The 21378-nt window shown below is 59.4% G+C and carries 23 protein-coding genes; 17 read left to right on the forward strand and 6 right to left on the reverse strand.

What is annotated here, in order from left to right; all coding sequences use genetic code 11:
* The 3 genes from E1J61_RS32015 to E1J61_RS32025 all read left to right on the forward strand — a co-directional run.
* The coding region (locus tag E1J61_RS32015) for an IS3 family transposase (protein WP_165971593.1) at window positions 1-195 on the forward strand (195 nt) is incomplete at its 5' end.
* 177 nt (window positions 196-372) lie between these two features.
* The gene (locus E1J61_RS32020) at window positions 373-744 is read left to right on the forward strand and encodes a RidA family protein (protein ID WP_133097875.1); all 372 of its coding nucleotides are present in this window, start codon (window positions 373-375) and stop codon (window positions 742-744) included.
* 68 nt (window positions 745-812) lie between these two features.
* Window positions 813-1658 (forward strand): putative hydro-lyase, encoded by an 846-nt coding sequence (locus E1J61_RS32025; RefSeq protein ID WP_243737067.1) that lies wholly within the window; start codon window positions 813-815, stop codon window positions 1656-1658.
* A gap of 215 nt (window positions 1659-1873) precedes the next feature.
* Here E1J61_RS32025 and E1J61_RS32030 read toward each other — a convergent pair whose 3' ends face one another.
* The 5 genes from E1J61_RS32030 to pxpB form a co-directional block, all read right to left on the reverse strand.
* Window positions 1874-2842 carry a tripartite tricarboxylate transporter substrate binding protein gene (locus E1J61_RS32030; protein WP_133097876.1) on the reverse strand — a complete coding sequence of 323 codons (969 nt, stop codon included), beginning with the start codon at window positions 2840-2842 and terminating at the stop codon, window positions 1874-1876.
* Window positions 2843-3049: 207 nt separating this feature from the next.
* Window positions 3050-3814, reverse strand: a complete 765-nt coding sequence (locus E1J61_RS32035) for a LamB/YcsF family protein (protein ID WP_133097877.1) — start codon at window positions 3812-3814, stop codon at window positions 3050-3052.
* A complete protein-coding gene (locus tag E1J61_RS32040) occupies window positions 3811-4278 on the reverse strand; it encodes a biotin/lipoyl-containing protein (protein WP_133097878.1) in 468 nt (155 codons plus the stop codon). The genes E1J61_RS32035 and E1J61_RS32040 overlap by 4 nt, the downstream gene beginning before the upstream one ends.
* Entirely contained in the window at window positions 4247-5212 is a 966-nt protein-coding gene (locus E1J61_RS32045; protein WP_133097879.1) for a biotin-dependent carboxyltransferase family protein, read from the reverse strand. Before E1J61_RS32045 ends, E1J61_RS32040 begins: the two co-directional genes overlap by 32 nt.
* Window positions 5209-5922 carry a 5-oxoprolinase subunit PxpB gene (gene pxpB, locus E1J61_RS32050; protein ID WP_133097880.1) on the reverse strand — a complete coding sequence of 238 codons (714 nt, stop codon included), beginning with the start codon at window positions 5920-5922 and terminating at the stop codon, window positions 5209-5211. Before pxpB ends, E1J61_RS32045 begins: the two co-directional genes overlap by 4 nt.
* A gap of 292 nt (window positions 5923-6214) precedes the next feature.
* On the opposite strand from pxpB, the gene E1J61_RS32055 reads away from it, so the two are divergent.
* The 12 genes from E1J61_RS32055 to E1J61_RS32110 all read left to right on the forward strand — a co-directional run bounded on the left by E1J61_RS32055 (window position 6215) and on the right by E1J61_RS32110 (window position 19047).
* The gene (locus E1J61_RS32055; protein ID WP_133097881.1) at window positions 6215-7048 is read left to right on the forward strand and encodes an ABC transporter substrate-binding protein; all 834 of its coding nucleotides are present in this window, start codon (window positions 6215-6217) and stop codon (window positions 7046-7048) included.
* A 52-nt stretch (window positions 7049-7100) separates the two neighbouring features.
* A complete protein-coding gene (locus E1J61_RS32060; protein WP_133097882.1) occupies window positions 7101-7805 on the forward strand; it encodes an amino acid ABC transporter permease in 705 nt (234 codons plus the stop codon).
* On the forward strand, window positions 7802-8527 hold the full coding sequence (locus tag E1J61_RS32065; RefSeq protein WP_133097883.1) for an amino acid ABC transporter permease: 726 nt from the start codon (window positions 7802-7804) through the stop codon (window positions 8525-8527). The genes E1J61_RS32060 and E1J61_RS32065 overlap by 4 nt, the downstream gene beginning before the upstream one ends.
* Window positions 8524-9252 carry an amino acid ABC transporter ATP-binding protein gene (locus E1J61_RS32070; RefSeq protein WP_133097884.1) on the forward strand — a complete coding sequence of 243 codons (729 nt, stop codon included), beginning with the start codon at window positions 8524-8526 and terminating at the stop codon, window positions 9250-9252. The genes E1J61_RS32065 and E1J61_RS32070 overlap by 4 nt, the downstream gene beginning before the upstream one ends.
* Before the next feature lie 77 nt (window positions 9253-9329).
* Window positions 9330-10535 (forward strand): pyridoxal phosphate-dependent aminotransferase, encoded by a 1206-nt coding sequence (locus E1J61_RS32075; protein ID WP_133097885.1) that lies wholly within the window; start codon window positions 9330-9332, stop codon window positions 10533-10535.
* Between the two features lie 103 nt (window positions 10536-10638).
* Window positions 10639-11322, forward strand: a complete 684-nt coding sequence (locus E1J61_RS32080) for an RraA family protein (RefSeq protein WP_133097886.1) — start codon at window positions 10639-10641, stop codon at window positions 11320-11322.
* 524 nt (window positions 11323-11846) lie between these two features.
* Window positions 11847-12596, forward strand: coding sequence for an electron transfer flavoprotein subunit beta/FixA family protein (locus E1J61_RS32085; RefSeq protein ID WP_133097887.1), 750 nt, complete (start codon window positions 11847-11849; stop codon window positions 12594-12596).
* Window positions 12597-12614: 18 nt separating this feature from the next.
* Window positions 12615-13577 carry an electron transfer flavoprotein subunit alpha/FixB family protein gene (locus E1J61_RS32090; RefSeq protein WP_133097888.1) on the forward strand — a complete coding sequence of 321 codons (963 nt, stop codon included), beginning with the start codon at window positions 12615-12617 and terminating at the stop codon, window positions 13575-13577.
* Window positions 13574-15616 carry a 3-hydroxyacyl-CoA dehydrogenase NAD-binding domain-containing protein gene (locus E1J61_RS32095; RefSeq protein WP_133097889.1) on the forward strand — a complete coding sequence of 681 codons (2043 nt, stop codon included), beginning with the start codon at window positions 13574-13576 and terminating at the stop codon, window positions 15614-15616. The genes E1J61_RS32090 and E1J61_RS32095 overlap by 4 nt, the downstream gene beginning before the upstream one ends.
* A gap of 619 nt (window positions 15617-16235) precedes the next feature.
* Window positions 16236-17438 carry a 3-oxoadipyl-CoA thiolase gene (pcaF, locus tag E1J61_RS32100; RefSeq protein ID WP_133097890.1) on the forward strand — a complete coding sequence of 401 codons (1203 nt, stop codon included), beginning with the start codon at window positions 16236-16238 and terminating at the stop codon, window positions 17436-17438.
* A gap of 173 nt (window positions 17439-17611) precedes the next feature.
* Window positions 17612-18583 (forward strand): tripartite tricarboxylate transporter substrate binding protein, encoded by a 972-nt coding sequence (locus tag E1J61_RS32105; RefSeq protein WP_133097891.1) that lies wholly within the window; start codon window positions 17612-17614, stop codon window positions 18581-18583.
* 317 nt (window positions 18584-18900) lie between these two features.
* Complete coding sequence (locus tag E1J61_RS32110) at window positions 18901-19047, forward strand: hypothetical protein (protein ID WP_371704918.1); 147 nt, start codon at window positions 18901-18903, stop codon at window positions 19045-19047.
* A 1007-nt stretch (window positions 19048-20054) separates the two neighbouring features.
* Here the strand turns inward: E1J61_RS32110 and E1J61_RS32115 are convergent.
* Entirely contained in the window at window positions 20055-20372 is a 318-nt protein-coding gene (locus E1J61_RS32115; protein ID WP_243737068.1) for a hypothetical protein, read from the reverse strand.
* Window positions 20373-20533: 161 nt separating this feature from the next.
* Here E1J61_RS32115 and E1J61_RS32120 point away from each other — a divergent pair, with 161 nt between their 5' ends.
* On the forward strand, window positions 20534-20998 hold the full coding sequence (locus E1J61_RS32120) for a transposase (protein WP_017514071.1): 465 nt from the start codon (window positions 20534-20536) through the stop codon (window positions 20996-20998).
* Complete coding sequence (tnpB, locus tag E1J61_RS32125; RefSeq protein ID WP_017514072.1) at window positions 20998-21348, forward strand: IS66 family insertion sequence element accessory protein TnpB; 351 nt, start codon at window positions 20998-21000, stop codon at window positions 21346-21348. Before E1J61_RS32120 ends, tnpB begins: the two co-directional genes overlap by 1 nt.
* Window positions 21349-21378: the final 30 nt, after the last annotated feature.

Genomic DNA, 21378 nt, shown 5'->3' on the forward strand with positions numbered 1-21378 from the left:
ATGGAGAGCTTCTGGGGCAGCCTGAAAGCAGAGTTGGTGTACCACCATCGGTATGCCACCCGGATGGAAGCCATGGCCTCTGTCCGTGAGTACATTGAGATTTTTTACAATCGCCAACGGCGCCATTCGAAGTTGGGGTACCGAACGCCAGGCGAAGTCGCTGCAAGCTACCTCAGTCGACTAGCTGCAGCATGAACCAGACGTGTCCGCGCTGGACAGAACACCTCAACGGTCGTGTGGGGAAGCGCGCGGGCACCTCTCAGCATAGCTTTCAGGCACGTAAATTCGACCTGCGATCCATCCCGGTGGGGCCAGCTTCATCGCCACAGCGGGCAGTTTCTAAGAACATGCAACAGCAAGAAGGAGTTCTACATGCAAACTTCAATCGAACGCATTCCCGGCAACGAACGGATGAGCAAGGCCGTGATCGTCAATGGCGCGGGAATCGTCTACTTCAAAGGCGTGACTCCAGCTACCAATTCAGGTCGCACCATCGAAGAGCAGACTACCAGCGTCCTAGAACAGGTCGACAAGCTGTTGGCCGAGGCCGGATCGTCGAAGACGGGGCTGGTCTCGGTGAACATCTGGCTTAACGACATTCGCGACATGGCGGCAATGAACAAGATCTACGACCAGTGGGTGGTGCCTGGACATCAGCCTGTGCGCGCCTGCGTGCAGGCTGCACTTGCACAGCCGCACTATCTCATTGAAGTACAGGTCGTGGCCGTGCGCTCTCCGAACTAATGCCACCCGGCTCGCTATCGTGGCGCCGGCGCTAACGTGTACTGCGCAATTTGATGAAGGAGAATCCAGTGACACAGGTCAATGCAGGAATCGACGCTCTACAGGCGGTGATCCGACGTACGGACCTTGCGACCATGTCGCCGCAACAAGTCAGACTGGCCATTCGGTCGTCGCAGTGGACAGGGACAACGCATGGAGCATCGCGAGGACGATTGCAGGCGAACCTCGTGGTCCTGAGTGCGCGGTATGCCTTTGACTTCCTGCGCTTCTGCTTGCGCAACCCTTCTCCGTGTCCGGTCATTGATGTGACGAATCCGGGAGATCCGGAGCCGAAACTCGCCGCGCCCGGAGCTGATGTCCGGACGGATCTCTCACGGTACAAGGTGTACCGCGACGGCCAACTTGTCGAGGAGCGCAGCGACCTAACGAGCGTCTGGCGGGACGACAGTGTGGCGTTTCTTCTTGGGTGCAGTCTTTCGTTCGACGAAGCCCTGGACAATAGCGGCATCGCGATGCCTCACCTGCACAATGAGGATGGTCGCGTAGCTACCTACCGATCCGGAATTGCATGCCAACCAGCCGGTCCATTTTCCGGCCCGATGGTGGTTACAATGCGGCCGGTTCCTACGCCACTGGTTGCACGTGCCGTCCAAGTGACCAGCCGCTATCCGCTTGCACACGGCGCCCCCGTGCATATCGGAGACCCGTCGCAGATCGGTATCCATGACCTGCAAGCTCCAGAGTTCGTTAAGTTTGGTGGCCTCCCAGAAGGGCATACGCCAGTCTTTTGGGGGTGTGGCGTAACGCCACAGGCCGTCGCTTTGGCCGCTGGTGTACCGGAAATGTTCACGCACGCTGCGGGTCACATGTTCGTTACAGACCTGACACTCGACGGCTGGCAAACAAAGGATTGAACGAGGAGCAAGTAACGGCGCTTGCCGCTTTCGGCGGGAGAAATCGTGGCGTCTAGTCTCCGCGTGTAACGCCTCAAAGATCGAAGTCGGTTTTCGACAGCCGGTGATGCCTGCATAGCGTGCTTGTGGCGCTCGTTCCCGGCGGTGGTCAAGCCGGGGAGGGCGGGGAAATCACCCACCCAGCGGGCGAGCGCTGTTGATCGCGCGCCCCGATATTACTCGGGTCTAATGCCAATGGCCGTGATGGCCTTGCCCATGCGATCGCGGTCGTTCGCCACCAGCGTCTGGAACTCCTGTGGAGTTGTGCTTTTCGGTTGGATGCCGAGTTCCTCGAATCGCTTCCGGACATCTTGCTGCGCCATCACTTCGCGAACCGCTCGGGAAATCTTATCCACGATGGGCGCAGGCGTTCCGGAGCGAATGCAGATTCCCGTCCAGGAGGCGGCTTCGAATGCGATGCCTGCCTCATTGAAAGTCGGGACTTTCGGCAGACTCGGAAGGCGCTCCTTGCTGGCGACCGCGATGGCCTTGAGGCGGTCTCCGGCAAGGAAGCCCGCGACGGTCGATTGCTGGTCGAAGGCGACGTTAATCGTGCCTGCGACCAGGTCACTCATCGCCTGACCGCTCCCTTTGTAGGGGACGTGGTTCATGTTGATGCCAACCTTCGACGAGAACATCTCGGCAGCGAGGTGGCCTGCCGATCCCACACCCGCCGAGCCGTACATGATCTTGCCAGGCTCCTTCTTAGCCAAGGCGACGAACTCGGCGGGCGTGTTCGCCGGCACGCTGGGGTGAGCGAGCAGCACGTACGGGACGCTAGCAATTTGAGTCACTGGAAGGATGTCCTTCGCAGCGTCGAACTTCAGTTGCTTGAACAGATACTTGTGCGTCGTCAGAACACCATTCGTGCAAGCGAACAGCGTGTAGCCATCTGCCGGGGCTCGAAGCATCGCCTCGGTAGCAATAATCCCGCTCGCACCCGGCCGGTTGTCGACCACGATTGTTTGTCCCAGAGCGGCTTTGAGTTTCGGCGCCAAGAAGCGCGCAATGATGTCCGTCGAGCCACCCGGTCCGAATCCTACGATCAAGGTGATCGGCTGTTGGTGTGGAAACTCGGTAGCAAGAGCGCAAACAGGAATCACAAGTTGGAGCGCGGCCGCGGCGAGAAGGGCGGATTTAACCATGAAGCTATCCTCGAAATCAAAGTTAGGCGTTTAGTAAAACCATAATGCCATTACGGTATGCATAATTGGTGCCAAGCGTTGCGGTGATCCATTCCGCCCATAGGCGGCCTTCGCTTGCCATGATGGTCGGTAACTCGCTCGGAATTGGTGCGGGGTCGCGGGTGAGCGCACCGAAGCTGCACTCCCGACCATGTCGGTGCATTACTCTCAAACAAGCTTGGACATGGGCACGATTTCGCCTCCATTTGTTTCCAATGCATTGCGGATGGCGCGTGCCAGTTCCACCGCGCCAGGGGTCTCGCTGTGCACCATGACGACCTGCGCTTGCATGCGCAGCGTTTCACCATCAATGGTCGTAACCGTGCCCGAGTCCAATAGCTGTAGCACACGCTTTGCGGCGACATCATGATCATGGATGATGGAACCTGGCGTTCCGCGGGGGACGAGCAACCCGTTGCTGTCATATGCCCGGTCGGCAAAGAACTTCCGAACCGTACGTAGCCCGTGTTTTATGGCAGCCGCTTCCGTGGCCGTGTTCGGTGTGACGGGAAAAATGATGTCCCGATTGAATGCTGCCACCGCGCCGACCAAGACATCGGCTAGTTCCCGGTCTTTGTACAGGATGTTGCCCAGAGCCCCGTGAAAGCTCAGATGTGATACCCGTGCCCCCTGCTCGCGCGCAATCGCGTCCAGTGCGCCAAGCTGGTATAGCGTTTCCGATTTAAGCGACTTCGCATCGGTCGGCAAACGACGCCGACCGAAATGCCGTTTGTCGTCAAAGCCCGGATGGGCACCAATGTCTACCCCGTTCTTGATGGCCGTTGCAACCGTGTGAGCCATGACATCCGGATCGCCAGCGTGGAAGCCACAAGCAATGTTGGCCGACGAGACGAGCGTGAGGAGAGTGTCGTCGTCACCCATGCGATAGGGACCGAAGGCTTCGCCCATGTCTGAGTTGATATCGATCTTCATGCTGATACCTCTGGTAAGAGTTCAATCAGTGGCTCGCCGAACCCAACGAGCGTTCCCGGGGCAACTAGACATCGCTGAATCGTGCCATTGGAGGGTGCGCGCACCACGCTGTATCGAATTCCGACCTGCAGGATGGCAACGGGATCGCCGATCTTTACGACTTGCCCAGCACGCGCAAGCGGTGCGCTCCGTCCTGGATGCTCGAGTCGCAGGATGCCAACGGTGTCGGCGCTGCAGACCTCGATAGATGCTGGTGCAATGGAAGACGATGGCTCGGGATCAGGCACCGCAGTGGTCTGCTGGACCCGTACGTGCGATCGCATGGACAGATTAGCGGTCTTGAGCTCGATTCCTATCCCCCGGCTCTCGGCGTACGCGGCGAGTTCCACGACACCGACCGCAGACAACTTGTCCAACTCCAGCTCGTCGAGGTCAACGCCATGGCATGGCAAGCGCAGTAGCACGTCGCACCTCCTTGATGTATTCGTCAATCGCTCTCGATGCGCTCAAAGCTTCTTCGACATCAACCTGGACGAAGGAGATGTGCTCTCCGATCCTGGCTTGTGCAAGCCGCCATAGATCGGCACTAATCACAGTCGCAATCTTTGGGTAGCCGCCAGAGACATTGGCGTCCGCCAACTGCACGACAGGCTGTCCACTAGGCGGAACCTGTACAACGCCCGGAATGATGCCGTGGGATCGCATCTCTAGTGGCTGCGTCAGTTCAAGCTTCTGCCCCTGGAGTCGATAGCCGGTCCGGTTGCTTTGTGGCGTGATCTGCCAGGGTGTGGTCCAAAGCTGTTTGCAGGATGCCTCGGTAAATTTCTCGTATTCACCCGCAGGAATGGCGCGAACCGTGACAGATCCCGATGCGCTGCCTGGAGCCAGACGATGCTCTGGAGGGATGATCCCAAAGTTGCCGCGCCGTAGCGGGCAATCATTGACGGTCAGCACATCACCTCTACGCAATTGCCGGCCTTCATAGCCCCCGATCGCGCCGCGCATCTGCGTACTGCGCGAGCCGAGTACCGGTGGAACGTCTATGCCTCCGGCGATACAAAGATAGGCCCGCGCGCCGTGGACTGGGCGCTTCAGCATCAGTTCTTGGCCTTCTTTGGCAGTCGTCGCCCACCAAGGCAAGAGTTGTGTTCCGTCCAAGCTGGCGTCAAAGTCCGCGCCAGCGACTGCAAAACTAGTCTCGCGCAGGAACCGGATCTTGAACGGTGTCAGGGTGATCTCGAGACCCGCTGCATTGGGATCGTTCCCAAGCATTTCGTTGCCAAGGGTAAGGGCCAGCCGGTCCATCGCACCAGCGGTACCGACGCCATAACGTCGCTGCCCATACCGGCCGAGGTCCTGGACGGTGGTCAAGGCTGCGGTGGAAAGCACTTCGATCATTCGTCGATCCTCTCGATGCGAAAGCGCACCGTATCACCGGGTGCGATCAGCGCAGGAGGCGAAGCATCCGCATCGAACACGCTCCGGGTTGCCCGCCCAATGATGTGCCAGCCCGTCGGTCCTGCGGCGGATGTCACACCGGTCTGGTTCCCTCCAATCATCACGCTGCCCGCCGGGGCACTGAGAATCGGGACGGCACGCCGCGCCATAAAGAGGGACGCGGGCAGGCCACCGAGGTAAGCAAAGCCTGGGGAACTGCCGAGCGCATAGGCGACAAAGTTGGTTTCGGCATGTCGAACCGCAGTTTCCCGGGGCGACAGTCCAGCGTGGCTGGCAAGCGCGGCAAGATCCGGCCCCATTTCGCCGCCGTAGACCACGGGGATTTCAACGACCTTGCCTGCGCGCGTCCTCGGCTTCGCGCGCGACCATTCGAAGAGTAGGCGCGCCTGCAACCTCGTACTTTCCAGCCGGAACGGGTCGTAGATCACCAGCAAGTTCGTCATGCCAGCGACGATCTCGAGCACGCCTTTCCAGCGCTGAACCTCGTCGGCTAAGCCCCAGACGAGTCGCTGCGTATTGAGCTCAAGTTCTCCTTCAGCCTCAAGCAGCAGCGCACCTTCGCCAACCCTGCTCACCTTCGCCGGCGCGGAGCCGGTCGCGTCTGCAAAGGGCGGGGGGTGTTCATGAGAAGGGAGTTCGTTGTCGGTCATGTGGATCCTCCGTGGCAAGCGCGAGATGGCCCGCTCACGAAATCATAATGGCATTATGAAATCAAAATCCAATCTTTTGCGACCGGGGCTAACCCTCGCTTTAGGTCGGTGCGATGTGCACAGAAGAAGTGCGCCGATCGCTGAAAACGTGCATGTCCCCCGGCATCAATGTGTCCTTTGCGACACTTTAACTCCGCGAAAACCCCTAGGGTGTTGCCAGTCAGGATGTGGCACGATTGCTGCAAAGAAAAATCATAATGGCATTATGAAAACGTTCCATAGGAGTAGTGAAATGGCTTTGCACCCCCAACTCTCTCGGCGCCTTCGCCTGTTCCTTCTAGGTATAGGCGTCGCATTGACCGGTACGGCTCACGCTGACCGGTTGGCCGACATCAAGGCAAGAGGGACCCTGATTTGCGGCACGTTGTCTACTAGTCAGCCCCTCGGCTATCAGGATCCCAAGACCCGCCAGATCGTGGGCTTTGATGTCGAAACCTGTGCAGCGGTGGCCAAGCACTTGGGTGTGAAACTCGAGCACCGACCCTTGAGCGTGGAATCGCGTATTCCAGAACTGGCCCTGGGTCGCGTCGACATCGTGGCCGCCGCGCTGGGCTACACCAAGGAGCGCGCCCGCCAGATCGCGTTCTCAGACATTCACTACCAAGTCCCCATCAAGCTGGTAGTCCCGGTCGACTCTTCCATCAAGGATGTCAGCCAGGCGAAGGACATCAAGATCAGCACCGTCAAGGGCTCGACGCCAGAGCTCTACGCCAGGCGCCTGCTGCAATCCGCAGAAATCGTGACCTTCCAGGACTCGCCGACCGCGTTCCTCGCCCTGCAACAGGGCAAGGCGCAGGCTTTCGCGATCGCCCAAATGTCCGGCGCCCGCTACGTGAACGAGTCCAGCGGCAAGATGAGATTCGTCGACGGGCAATTGCATTGGGAACCGACCGCGTTGGGCGTGAAGAAGGGTGAGCCTGCTTTACTCGCTGCGGTCAACACGGCGCTCGCGAAAATGGAAAAGGAAGGCGAGCTTGATGCCATGTGGAACAAGTGGGCTGGTCCCCAGACCCCCTTCAACATCAAGCGGGAAAAGAAGCTGACGCCGCTCTCAGCGGTTGAGTAACCCATATGCGGGGTTGGCCGAACGCCAGCCCCGCCAGCCTTCCGAGTTAGTCATGGAACCACTAGATTTTTCCTTCCTCCATGAGGGGCCTTATGTACGATGGCTGCTCATGGGCGGCCTGCGGACCATAGGCCTGTTTCTGTCCTCATGGATTTGCGGATTCGCTCTTGCACTCATCATCGTTGCATTGCGGTCTTCGACCATCAAGGTCGTGGAAAAGCTTTGCGAGGCGTTCGTAGGCTATCACCGCAACGTGCCCGGTCTCGTCCAGATCTTCTTCTGGTACTTCGGCATCTCGCAAATCTTGCCAAACTCCTGGCAGGTCGCAATCAACGCCAGCAATGGCGAACTGATCTTCGCGCTCATCGCGCTGTCGCTCAATACTGCGGCCTACATGTCGGAGGACCTGCGCAGCGGCATCCGATCGCTACCACCGACCCAGCTTGAGGCAGCGCGCGCGTTGGGGCTGAGTTACGTGCAGGCTGTGCGTCGCGTGATCCTGCCGCAAGCGGTGCGGGTGTCCGTGCCGCCCCTAGTCAATCAGTCGTTGAGCCTATTCAAATCGACCAGCCTCGCAATGGTCATTGGTGTGGCGGAAGCAACGTACGTCACCAAGCAGATCGAGAACGAAACGTTTCACACGTTCGAGGCTTTCGCGATCGCGTCCATCTTCTACCTGTGCGTTTCGTTCCTGATCATGGGACTCGGCAGCTTCGCCCATCAACGGCTTGACATGACAGCGAAGGGGGCACGATGAACGAAATTCTCCATATTTTGCAGGAGTACGGGCTGATATTCCTGCTCGGGCAATTTCCGGAGGGTCCCCTCGGCGGCCTAGCTCTGACGTTGTGCATGGCAGTAGCAGGTCTCGTACTGGCGTTCCCATTGTCCGTGCTGATCGGTGTCGCCCGCACAAGCCCAATCAAGGCGTTTGCCTTGCCGGCGGTTGCATTCACAACGGTGGTGCGGGGGCTCCCGGTCCTAATGCTGATCTTCTGGGCCTATTTCATCGTCCCGGTGCTTGTGGGCCGCAGCGTATCCGGGGTGACGACAGTCATCTGTGCGTTGATCGTGTATGAGGCAGCGTTCCTTGGTGAGGTCATTCGCGCGGGCATCCTTGCGGTTCCCCGCGGACACGTGGAGGCAGCGCGATCACTCGGTATGTCCTATTGCCGAACTCTGTGGCGGGTGGTCCTGCCGCAGGCGCTAAGAAGCATGACCCCTAGCATCCTGAATCAGTTCATCAACCTGATCAAGAACACCTCGCTGGGCTACATCATCAGCGTCAACGAACTGACGTATGCCGCGTACCAGGTCAATGGGCAGCTATTGAACAAGCCGTTCCAGGTCTACCTGATCCTCGCCGCGTTCTATTTCATCGTTTGCTATTCACTTAACCTTGGCGTGAAGCGTCTGGAAACTGGTCGACGTTCCCCCCGCAAGTTCAGCGCCGTACCTATAGGAGCAACCGTCCAATGATCCGCTTCAACAATGTCAACAAGTGGTACGGGGACTACCACGCGCTTAACAACGTCAACGAAAACATCGACAAGGGCGAGGTTGTGGTCGTCTGCGGTCCCTCCGGCTCTGGAAAGTCGACACTGATTCGCACCATCAATCGACTCGAACCGATTCAGAAAGGCGAGATCTTCGTGAACGGTGCCGATGTCCATCGCAAGGACGTCAACATCAATCTCCTGCGCAGCGAGATTGGATTCGTGTTCCAGCAGTTCAACCTGTTTCCGCATATGACCGTGCTGCGAAACATCATGCTGTCGCCGATGGATGTGCTGAAGGTTTCCCAAGCCGAAGCTCGCGATCGCGCTATGGCGTTACTGGACAAGGTGGGCCTCGCACATAAGGCCGATGCCTATCCTCCGCAGCTCTCTGGCGGGCAACAGCAGCGCGTCGCTATCGCCCGGGCTCTGGCCATGCGTCCTCCGGTCATGCTCTTCGACGAGCCAACGAGCGCCCTGGACCCAGAAATGGTGGGAGAGGTACTGCAGGTCATGAAGCAGCTTGCCTTGGAGGGCATGACGATGGTGTGTGTGACTCACGAGATGGGGTTCGCGCGCGAGGTGGCAGACCGGGTCATCTTTATGGATCAGGGCCAGATCCTCGAATGCAACAAGCCTGAGCAGTTCTTCGCTGCACCGGAACATCCTCGCGCGAAGAAGTTTGTCGCCGATATTCGCCACGTATAAAACCCGGCCGATCGCGATCTGTCCAGCAGGGTTGCGACGCAATCGGCCCACACTCAATCTAGTTGAAGTTGACAATCATGCTCCAGTTTGCAGAACGACTTAACCGAATCAAACCGTCGCCTAGTTCGATGGCCGGCCAGCGCGTCCGGGAACTCTGTGCCCAAGGTCGCAACGTCATTGGTTTGACGGCAGGTGAACCGGATTTCGAAACCCCCGAGCACATTCGCGAGGCCGCGATACAAGCGATGGCGGAAGGGAAGACGCGTTACACCGACGTGGGCGGGACCGTAGCGCTGCGCGAAGCGGTGGCTCGAAAGTTCCTGCGTGAGAACGGCCTTGAATACGCACGCGATGCGATCATCGTAAGCAACGGCGCTAAGCAGGTCATTTTCAATGCCGTTCTATGTACGGTCCAGAAGGGAGACGAAGTCATCGTGCCCGCACCCTACTGGGTCTCCTATCCGGATATCGTGCTTCTGGCGGGTGGTCAGCCGGTCTTCGTAGATTGTCCGGCCGAAAATGGCTTCAAACTTAGGCCCGACGACCTTGAGCGAGCGATTTCGCCGCGCACGCGTTGGCTGATTCTGAATTCGCCCAACAACCCGAGTGGAGCGTCTTACAGCCGCGAAGAACTGGTCGCACTAGGCGAAGTGCTTCAACGTCATCCCCATGTATGGGTGATGACTGACGATATCTATGAGCACTTGACCTATGGGGACGGCACCTTCACGACATTCGCCCAGGCGGTCCCGGCGATGCAGGATCGCACCCTGACTATCAATGGCGTGTCAAAAGCGTACGCCATGACGGGCTGGCGCATTGGCTTCGCTGGCGGACCGGCTCCCTTGATCAAGGCGATGGTCAAGCTTCAGTCCCAGAGCACCTCGGGTGCTAACTCCATTGCTCAAGCCGCAGCGATCGCTGCGTTGGACGGCCCTCAAGACTTTGTCCATGCAAACCGCAGTATCTTTCAGAAACGTCGCGACGCTGTCGTGTCTGCGCTAAGCGGTGTCGATGGCATCGACTGTTTTGCGCCTGATGGTGCCTTTTATGTGTTCGCGTCCTGCGCTGGTCTATTCGGCTCCAAGCGGCCCGATGGACAGGTCATCAACAACAGCGATGACTGGGTGGACTGGGTGTTGAACGCGCAAGATCTGGCGGTCCTGCAAGGTTCAGCTTACGGCGTCGATACGCATTTCCGTCTCTCCTTTGCTACTGACATGGACACCCTGATGGAAGGCTGCCGCCGACTTGGCTCAGCCGCAGAAGCCCTGGTGCGCTAGCCAAACTGGTACGGGACGAGCATCTCGCTCGTCCTGTACTCCACCAACTTGCTCGCCGTGACGGCGAAGCCGCCACGGGGTCAAACTTACAATTCCCTCGTTTATGAACCATCCTGAAATTATTCGCCAAATTGACCGCGTCTCCCCGGACGTTGTAGGCCAGGCCAAGGCCTTCCAAGCTGCGATCCTCGCCGATGTAGCTGGACGGCGTGGTGCCATGCACGGACGCATCGCACCAGTCCACCATTCAATGAGCCTCGCGGGGCCCGCCTTCACGGTCGAAGTGCGCCCTGGCGATAACCTGATGATTCATGCCGCCATTGCGCTGGCGCGTCCCGGAGACATCCTGGTGATTGACGGCAAAGGTGACCTGACCGCAGCGCTGATGGGTACGCTCATGCTGAGCGCGTGCAAGAAGTTGAACCTCGGTGGCGTGGTCGTGGATGGTGCAATCCGGGATCGTGCGGAGCTTCTGAATCTCGGTTTCCCGGTGTTCAGCGCGGGTTTCAATCCGGCCGGGCCAACGAAATATGTCCCCGGCCGAATCAATCACCCCATTGCTGCGGGCGGCGTTGCTGTACGGCCAGGCGATCTGGTTGTCGGGGACGCAGATGGGGTCGTGGTGATCGAGCGCGAGAAGGCCGCCGATATGCTGCAACTCGCCGAGCGCAAGGTGGCAGACGAGGCTGCACGTCTGGAGGCCATCTCACGCGGTGACACAACTGCAAAATGGCTGGCTGCGTCCCTTCGCGCTGCGGGGGTGCTGGCGGAAGGAGAGGCGCTGTAAGCGATCCCACCACCCGCGGAGCGCCTTTCTTCACGTGAATGGGCCGGTGCGCCTGAACTTATTCTGCTAGGGAAGTCCTACATGACCATGTTTTCGGCATGCTCTTCATGACGAACTACTGACACCCAGCTGGATGTCGGAGGTGCCATCCGTTATGAGCGCTGGAATCGTCTGGGGAAAGACATGACGGTCCCGAGCAAGTGAAGATCCGCGCTGCTGCAGATGCCACGCACAGTAGGTTTAACTTTCTTCATGGGGCGTCTCCATTGGGCGAACAGCGATGTTCGCCATTTTTTTTCGAGACGGATGCAAGACGATCTTGTCGCGTGCCGAGTAATAGGCATGCGATTTTGTTATGCCTAGGGAAGGAATTGGAAGTATTCGTTTCGATCGCTTTACGGGAAGATTCTGACAAGCCAGCGCGATCCAATCCCGTTAGACATCCAGTCTTTCCAACTGGTCATTGCGCCGCCAGCCATCCCAAGGTATGTGCTGGGCCTATCTATTTTCCGGAGTGTGATGTTATGAAAGTTCTTGTCGCAGTCAAGCGGGTGGTGGATTACAACGTCAAGGTCCGCGTCAAGGCGGACGGCAGCGGCGTCGATCTGGCCAACGTCAAGATGAGCATGAACCCGTTCGACGAAATCGCCGTCGAAGAGGCCGTGCGCCTGAAGGAAGCCGGCGTTGCTACCGAAGTGATCGCCGTCTCGTGCGGCGTCACGCAGTGCCAGGAAACCCTGCGCACCGCGATGGCCATCGGTGCCGACCGCGGCATCCTGGTGGAGTCGAACGAAGACCTGCAACCGCTGGCCGTGGCCAAGCTGCTGAAGGCGCTGATCGACAAGGAGCAGCCGCAACTGGTGATCCTGGGCAAGCAGGCCATCGACGATGACTCGAACCAGACCGGCCAGATGGTGGCCGCGCTGGCCGGCCTGCCGCAAGCCACGTTCGCCTCGAAGGTGGTGGTGGCCGATGGCAAGGCCTCGGTGACCCGTGAAGTCGACGGCGGCCTGGAAACCCTGTCGCTGAAGCTGCCGGCCGTGGTGACGACCGACCTGCGCCTGAACGAGCCGCGCTACGTCACGCTGCCAAACATCATGAAGGCGAAGAAGAAGCCGCTGGACACCGTCAAGCCGGAAGACCTCGGCGTGGACGTGAAGCCGCGCCTGTCGACCCTGAAGGTGGTCGAGCCTGCCAAGCGCAGCGCCGGTGTGATGCTGCCGGACGTCGCGACGCTGGTGCAGAAACTGAAGAACGAAGCCAAGGTTATCTGAGCGCGGGGGAGATAGAACATGACTGCACTCGTCATTGCTGAACACGACAATCAATCGATCAAGGGCGCCACGCTGAACACCGTGACCGCCGCAGCCCAGTGCGGCGGCGACGTGCACGTGCTGGTGGCAGGCGCCAATGCCGCTGCTGCCGCTCAAGTTGCCGTCGGAATCGCCGGCGTGACCAAGGTCCTGCTGGCTGACGCAACGTACCTTGGCGACGGCCTGGCCGAGAACGTGGCCGAGCAGGCGCTGGCGCTGATGGCCAATGCGGCCAACGACTACTCGCACATCCTGGCTCCGGCCACCCCGTACGGCAAGAACATCCTGCCGCGCGTGGCCGCCAAGCTGAACGTGGCCCAGATCTCGGAAATCTCCAAGGTCGTCGCCCCGGACACGTTTGAGCGCCCGATCTATGCCGGCAACGCCATCGCCACGGTCAAGTCGGAAGACAAGATCAAGGTTATCACGGTGCGCTGCACCGCTTTTGACGCCGCTGCCGGCGAAGGCGGTTCGGCCGTCGTGCAAATTCTACCGCCCGTGGGAGACGTCGGCGTTTCGCAGTTCGTTTCGCGCGAAGTGGCCAAGAGCGACCGTCCGGAACTGACCGCCGCCAAGATCATCGTCTCGGGTGGCCGTGGCGTGGGCTCGGGCGAGAACTACACCAAGGTGCTGACGCCGCTGGCCGACAAGCTGGGCGCCGCCCTGGGTGCCTCGCGCGCCGCCGTGGACGCGGGCTTCGTGCCGAACGACTACCAGGTCGGCCAGACCGGCAAGATCGTCGCGCCGCAGCTGTACATCGCCGTCGGTATCTCCGGCGCGATCCAGCACCTGGCCGGTATGAAGGACTCCAAGGTCATCGTCGCGATCAACAAGGATGCCGAAGCCCCGATCTTCGCCGTGGCCGACTACGGCCTGGTGGGCGATCTGAACACCGTCGTGCCCGAACTCGTTACAGCACTATCGAATGGAGGCAACCAATGAGCACCCAAGTTCGTACGGAGCGTGTCGGCAACGTCCTGGCAATCTTCATCGACAATCCCCCAGTCAACGCCGGCTCCCTGAGAGTACGTCAGGGAATCCTTGAAGCAATTGAGACGCTTTCATCGGTTCCGTCCCTCGAAGCCGGGGTATTAATTGGCGCCGGCAACACGTTTATCGCGGGCTCGGACCTTCGGGAGTTTGGCAAGCCGCTGGAGCGGCCGGAACTACCTGCGGTAATCGCCGCTATTGAGACCTGCGAGAAGCCAGTCGTCGCTGCGTTGCATGGAGCCGCGCTTGGCGGTGGCTTTGAACTCGCACTGGGTTGTGACGCCAGAGTCGGCAGCCGAAATCTGGTCGTGGGACTTCCCGAAGTCACCCTGGGGATGATTCCCGGCGCTGGCGGCACGCAACGCCTGCCGCGGCTGATTGGAATTCCGGCTGCTATCGATTGGGTCTGCAGTGGAAAGCGCGTGGCTGCAGAGGGCGCGCTGAAGGTCGGCGTGCTGGACGAGATTGCGAATGGCGACCTTCTGGAATGCGCTGTCCAATACGCTCGCAAAATGGGAGGAAAGCGCAGGCTGCGTGACATTTCTGTACCGCCGGCAGATTCGGCCGCTGTTGCAATCGCCGAGGCAGCCGCTCTGCGCCAAGGCAAGGGCCGCCCTCAAGTCGCTGCAGCAATCGAGGCGGTCAAATCGAGTGTAAGGCTGCCAGTCGATGAAGCTTTGAAGGCGGAACGCGCTGTCTTCACCGACTTGCGCATGTCGAACGACGCCTTCGCGCTTCGTCATCTTTTCTTTTCTGAACGTGAAGCGTTGAAGCATCCGGAGCTTCGCGATGTCGAACCGGCTGACATCGGCTTGGTGGCGGTGATTGGTGCCGGAACGATGGGCTCGGGGATTGCGATTGCCGCCCTCGACGGAGGGTATCGCGTGGTCTTGGTGGAGCGGGATGCCGAAGCGCTTCGTCGCGGTACTGAGCGAATCAAGAACCACTACGACACCCAGGTCGAGAAGGGCAAGTTGGCACAACCTGAAGCAGCTAAGAGAACGGGTGCACTTGCGGCGAGCCTCGAATGGACCGCTCTGTCCCAAGCAGACCTGGTCATCGAAGCGGTGTTCGAAGACCTTGCCGTAAAGCGGGAAGTGTTTGCACAGGTAGACCGCTTTGCGAAGCAAGGAGCGATCCTGGCATCGAACACTTCTTATCTGGACCTGGATGCCATTGCCGACTCCACGTCACGACCCGACGACGTAATTGGACTGCACTTCTTTAGTCCCGCCAACGTCATGAAGCTGGTGGAAGTCGTGCGCGGCAAGCGCAGTTCGAAGCAGGCAATTGCGACGGGCGTTACGGTAGCAAAGCGGCTGCGCAAGATGCCCGTCTTGACTGGTAACGCCTTCGGCTTCATCGGCAACCGCATCTATGCCGCGTACCGCTATCAGTGTGAGCTGATGCTGGAAGACGGAGCCTATCCGCACCAAATTGATGCCGCACTCCAAAAGTTCGGATTCGCGATGGGGCCGTTCGCGGTGGCGGACATGTCAGGACTGGATATCGCATGGCGCATGCGACAGTCCCGGGCCCATTTGCGTGACCCGGAGGCGCGCTATGTATCGATTCCCGACCGACTCTGTGAAATGGGGCGGTTCGGGCGTAAGTCTGGAGCAGGGTATTACGCCTACGAGGCTGACGGCCGCAAGGTGATAGACCCAGTCGTGCACCAACTCATTGGTGACGCCCGGACCGAGAAGGGTCTGAGCGTTCAGGCCGTAAGTGATGAGGACATCGTTGAGCGAGTCTTGCTAAGCATGGTCAACGAGGCTGCGCACTTGCTTGCCGAGGGCGTGACGGACCGACCCAGCGACATTGACGTCGCTCTTGCAAATGGCTACGGATTCCCCCGATGGCAGGGCGGCCCAGTATTCTGGGCTCGCGGCGCGGGCCTTGCTGCACTCAACGAGAAGATGTCGCGGCTGAAGCTTCTGGTGGGTCCTGGTTTCAAAGCTGCGGACTTAAGCCCCCTGTTCACTGAGTGACCCACGCATTCGTCCCGGCCAATGACCGGGATGCCCGTCACGTAACGCCGTGGCTGTAGCGCATAGCACCATGCGAGTGCCGCTCGCCTTCGACGTCAGTTTGAAATCGACAGATGGCACAGCGGCAGTCATACCGGAGTCAACAGTACTCTGCTCTTCTCAAGCAAGTTCGAGTTGTCACGATGCGGGCCCACCACGAGGCGAGGAACGCAACACGTTGTGGTAACCAATACCATCGAGTCCTGCGAAGGCTTTACGAGATGTGGGCAGAGGACGCCGAGCCGTCGTGGAGAGTCGTGGTACTTGCTTCTGCCATCGAGGCAGGGGTCATTCTGGGAAAGCACTTCGCTGAGATGGAACAGCCAACTGAACTCGAGGGACCTTGGAAGGTGCTGCACTTGGCGGTCTGTCGGAGGGCAAGCCGCTTCCCAGTCGCCCGCCAATCTGCGGTCAGGGCCTTACAGCCCGTGGCTGCGTCGACACAGGCAAGCGAGGAGTACGGCAATCAACGAAACAAGTCACCCTGATAGGGGCGTCTGGCTCGCACTTTGTATGAGCAGAGTTCAGCCGGCAACCTGTCGATTCATCTCTTGAAACGCGATTACTCATGGACGCAAACATGACCGAAGCTTTTATCTGTGATGCCATCCGTACCCCTATCGGTCGCTACGGCGGCAGCCTGTCAGCGGTACGCGCGGACGACCTTGGAGCGGTACCGCTCAAGGCACTGATGGCGCGTAACCCGAATTTGGACTGGTCCGCCATCGACGATGTCATTTATGGAAATGCCAACCAAGCCGGTGAAGACAACCGGAACGTCGCACGCATGTCGCTGCTGCTGGCCGGTCTGCCACAGAGCGTGCCGGGCTCGACCGTGAACCGCCTGTGCGGCTCCGGCATGGACGCGACCGGCACGGCGGCTAGGGCCATCAGGTCGGGAGAAACTTCCCTGATGATTGCCGGCGGCGTGGAGAGCATGAGCCGTGCTCCGTTCGTCCTGGGGAAAGCCACCAGTGCCTTCTCGCGTGACGCCCAAGTTTTCGACACTACCATCGGCTGGCGCTTCGTCAACCCTGCCATGCGAGCCGCCTATGGTGTGGACTCGATGCCAGAGACGGCAGAGAACGTCGCCACGGATTTCAAAATCAACCGTGAAGACCAAGACCTGATGGCCCTGCGCAGTCAAGAGAGGGCTTCGCGTGCGCAAGCCGATGGCACGCTGGCGCAGGAAATCACCGCAGTCACCATTCCGCAAAAGAAAGGCGAGCCCATCGTGGTCGAGCGCGACGAGCACCCGCGCGCTACCAGCCTCGAAACGCTGGCGAAGCTGCGTGGCGTAGTCCGGCCGGACGGTACGGTGACCGCTGGCAACGCCTCGGGCGTGAACGACGGCGCCTGCGCGCTGCTGCTCGCCAATGAAGATGCGATCAAGGCGCACGGTCTGGCTCCTCGCGCGCGCATCGTCGGCATGGCAACCGCCGGCGTGGCGCCACGTGTAATGGGCATCGGCCCAGCGCCTGCTACGCAGAAACTGATGAAGCAGCTCGGTATGACGCTCGACCAAATGGACGTCATTGAACTGAACGAAGCTTTTGCGGCGCAAGGTCTGGCGGTGCTGCGTGAGTTGGGCATCGCCGATGACGACAAGCGCGTCAATCCTAACGGCGGGGCCATCGCACTGGGCCACCCGCTCGGCATGAGCGGCGCTCGTCTAGTGACCACGGCAATGTACCAGCTGCACCGGACCGGGGGCCGCTACGCACTATGCACTATGTGCATTGGCGTTGGTCAGGGCATCGCGATGGTTATGGAGCGCGTATAAGGAAGCTTGACGGAGGGGCGCCGTGCACGTGCACGGTTGCGCCTTTGGGGCAAGCTGTTTGGGGCGGTCTGCCTCCTTTTTTTCCCACTTGCGCATAAGGAATAGTGCTGCCTTAACACGCTGATTTCGGCAGCTTTTCGCAGGTAGCCAACCGTTCTTATGGAGTTTCGAGCATGAATTTGCTGAGACATTTTTTTTGGCTGAGTATGGCCATCGTCTTGCCGTGGTCGATTGTGGGACATAGTGCCGAGTCGTATCCAACAAAGCCTGTGCGTCTGCTAGTAGGCTTCGCACCTGGCGGCTCGACCGATATTGTGGCGAGACTCATCGCGCCGAAGCTATCCCAATCGCTGGGCCAGCAGGTAATTGTGGATAACCGTCCAGGTGCCGGAGGCGCAATCGCCGCCGACGTCATGCTGAAATCCCCCCCTGACGGTCACACTTTGCTGGTTTGCACTACTGGACTGCAATCGATTCAGCCATTCCTCCAGCGTATGGCTTTCGAACCAGCAGACATTGTGCCCGTCACCCTGATTGGCAATACGCCATACATTGCGCTGGTCAATGCATCATTGCCGATCCATAACGTCAAGGAACTCATCGCTTACGCTAAGGCGAACCCTGGCAAGTTGAACTTCGCCTCTTCTGGTAACGGCACAGCGGGCCATCTGGCGGGGGAAATGTTCAAACTCCGTACCGGTGTGGACATTGTTCACGTTCCCTATAAAGGTACCGGGCAAGCTATGGCGGACCTTCTCGGCGGCCAAGTGTCGCTAATCTTCGACCAGCCTGTAAGCTCGATGCAACATGTCAAATCGGGAAAGCTCCGGATTCTCGGTGTCGCTGCGTCACGAAGGTTGGAAGCTCTCCCGAATGTGCCGACATTTGCTGAGCAAGGTATCAGTTCTTTCGAGCCGGTGGCGTGGGTGGGACTATGTGCAAGTAAGGGCACGCCTCCTAGCGTACTAGCTAGACTTGCCCGCGATACAACCGAAGCACTAAAGCAGCCTGCCGTGGCCAAGAGATTGAGCGACGACGGCATCGAGGTCATAGGAGGGTCACCTGAAAAATTCAGGGAGTTTCTGGTTCTCGACCGAAAGAAGTGGGGCGGTGTGATTAAGGACGCCAAAGTCACCGCTAACTGAGTGGCAGGCGCTCGTCGTAACGACGGACCTTGCCGAATTCGGAATGTAGCTATCCGCACCTCGGCTTGAGATGGGGGGAGTCTCGACGAGGGCGGCGAATAGCGGCATGCCCGAGCGCATCTGGAATCAGACTGTGGAGGCATGCCGTTGGTATGCGCCACCAGTGACGGAGATACGCTGCTCGCAGCAACGCTAGCGGATTGTGGTTTGTCACAACTGCCGCTTGACCAGCCACGATTCCCGACCTTGCCTCCTACCAGGCGTTGTGCGAGGAAGCTGAACACGACTACGAAGGCTTCTGGGTGCGGCGCCGGTCGATGGCGGCGGTCGACCTGCGCGCATGCCGCGACGAACCATTTGTCGCGCTGAACGAGGGCTTCGTCACCTCTCATGGCTTTGCCGAGGCGTTCCGGAGCCGATTCACGCCAAATGTCGTGATGAAGGTCGGGGGATTTTTTCCCTGATGAACCTGGTGGGCATCGGCTACATGCTACCGCCGGGGCAGGTAAGAGGGGTTTAATCGCGCAATGTGGCATTTGTGGCGCTGGCAGCGGCGAGCCCTATAGCGATGCGGGAAGAGTACCAATAGGTTCCGCACCGCCGCGCTGACCGTGCGAGCGTGACCAAGCTTGTGGCAAAGAACCCGCGGATAGGTTGCGCCGTAGTCCCCCGCGATCGATCATCTCTGGTCGTGTTACGAGTTCAGGCAGGAAGCATCTTCGTCCTCCCCAGATGAGGACCTGCTGGGCGGCCCGCAACCGATAGAAATCGGCCGACAGCACTAGCGCATTCATCCGATCGCCCTCGCGCAGCAGCCAGTCCATCTAATTCTGGGTTTCCGATCCAGAATAATCGCACGTAATCCAGCCAATTCCGGCTCCCAGCAGCCCACCACCACGGCTATAGACGGCGTTCCTTTTAACGGCCGTGATTGAAGGTCTTTGACTGTTAAGGAACTTTGGCTGGGTCGCGATGAAATGCTGTCACCAAAAATGACACCAAACTGCTGACATGCTAGCCAAGGGGTGGGGTTTAGCTTAGCAAGGCCGTCCGCTGGCCGACCATATTGCTGCAGGTATTGGCTGAGTTGTCACGACTCTCGTGTCGCCACTGAGTATTCATGTGGGATACCCGACCATGTGTCATCAACTTTGCGTCCTGAATGTCATCAGTTTTGTGTCGGCCGCCGGTTGACGCTTCATGCAGAAAAAAACGCTCCCCTGCCGCGAAATTTGACATTCTTGGCACCTGTGGCCTGGTGTTGCGCTGGGCTTTTCCCGTTTTGTTGCATTTCAGCGGGAAGGCGGCAGAGTTTTCCACAGGGCGCGCACTTTCTTGACCTAGCACGTGTTGCGTGCCCGTGGCACCCGTCTTTGTTGCGTTGAGTCTTGTGTGGAGGCGCAACGGAAGGACACGCCAGGCTGGGAGTCTGACGACTGAGGTGTTGCGCGTTGCGCACTAGAGCGTGGGGCTACGATCGCGTCTTTGGTTTGACCCCCAGTTCCCATAGCAGGTCGATGTTGCGGAGGTATATGGAGACGTTCTCGGCCGAACTGTGAATGATCGAGTGCTCGCGTCCATCGGCGGCGTCAACTTTTGCCGTCCACGGATCTTCCAGGCTCTGGCAAGCATCCTCGATATCGTCGCGATACTGCTGTAGCGCCTTCGGGGTCCAAGTCCGCATTGCATCTGGAGCCAACAACACAGAAAGCGTACCCTTGCGCTCCCCGATATACCGCACAGGGGAGAGCAGGCCGCCGACGTAAAACGTCATAAGCGCGTCGATCACGCGATCGTCATGGTCCTCGTCCCAGATGACCGCGAGGTCAAGGAATGCACAGCGGTCGAGCCGGTTCAGAAGCTCGTCAGTAAGCGCTCAATTGACGACGTCTGGTATTGAAGGCTGAACGTTGGCAGGCTTGCGTCCGCAAAGACTTTGCGGACGCAAACATGATCCAAGACGAGATTGACCTATTTCCGCTGCAGGCGGTGCGAGTCCGCTCCAATGGGAAGCGCGACTACGAGCCAGCGGCCAAGCGGCGTCTGATTGAGTTCTGCCTTCAATCGGGAGCATCGGTTTCGGGCACGGCTCTCAAGGCTGGCATCAACGCTAATCAGTTGCGCAAATGGATTCGGGAGTACCGAGATTCAGCGCAGGCGCGAGGTGCATTGCCGGCATTCGTGCCGGTTGTCCAGGAGGTTCTGGATTCGCGGCCGATCGAGACACCTGCAAAGGTCGTGGTGCCTCGCCGCGAAGCGGCCTCAGCGACTGCCGATTCGCCACCGCAGCGAGCGCTACCGCTGGCACTCTTGAGCGCGAAGCTACCCAACGGGGTATCACTCGAGCTCGAATGCGACGAGCGACACGTGGCGCTCGTAAGGGCAATGATCGAAGCCCTGAATGGAGGCCATTGATGTTCCGCCTCGACGCTGGGCTGCGGGTGTACCTGCATCGCGACGCTGTGGACTTCCGTAAGAACATCAACGGTCTGGCACTGCTGGTCGAGCAGGCGCTCGGGCTGGATCCGTTTGCATCTGCTGTATTTGTGTTCCGCAACCAGCGGGCCGATCGCATCAAGATTCTCGGCTGGGATCGCAACGGCTTCTGGTTACTGTTGAAGCGATTGGAGGCGGACCGGTTTGCTTGGCCACGCGAGGCGTCGGTGGCCACGCTGACGGTCGAACAGTTGCACTGGCTGCTCGAGGGAATCGACATCGAGGCGATGCGCCGGCACCCGCACCGAGAATACCATCGCGCTGCGTGAACGCTGCTTGGCGGCAGCGGTCTAACCCGC

This window comes from Cupriavidus sp. L7L (genome assembly GCF_004353535.1).
In the GTDB taxonomy this organism is placed as follows: domain Bacteria; phylum Pseudomonadota; class Gammaproteobacteria; order Burkholderiales; family Burkholderiaceae; genus Cupriavidus; species Cupriavidus oxalaticus_A.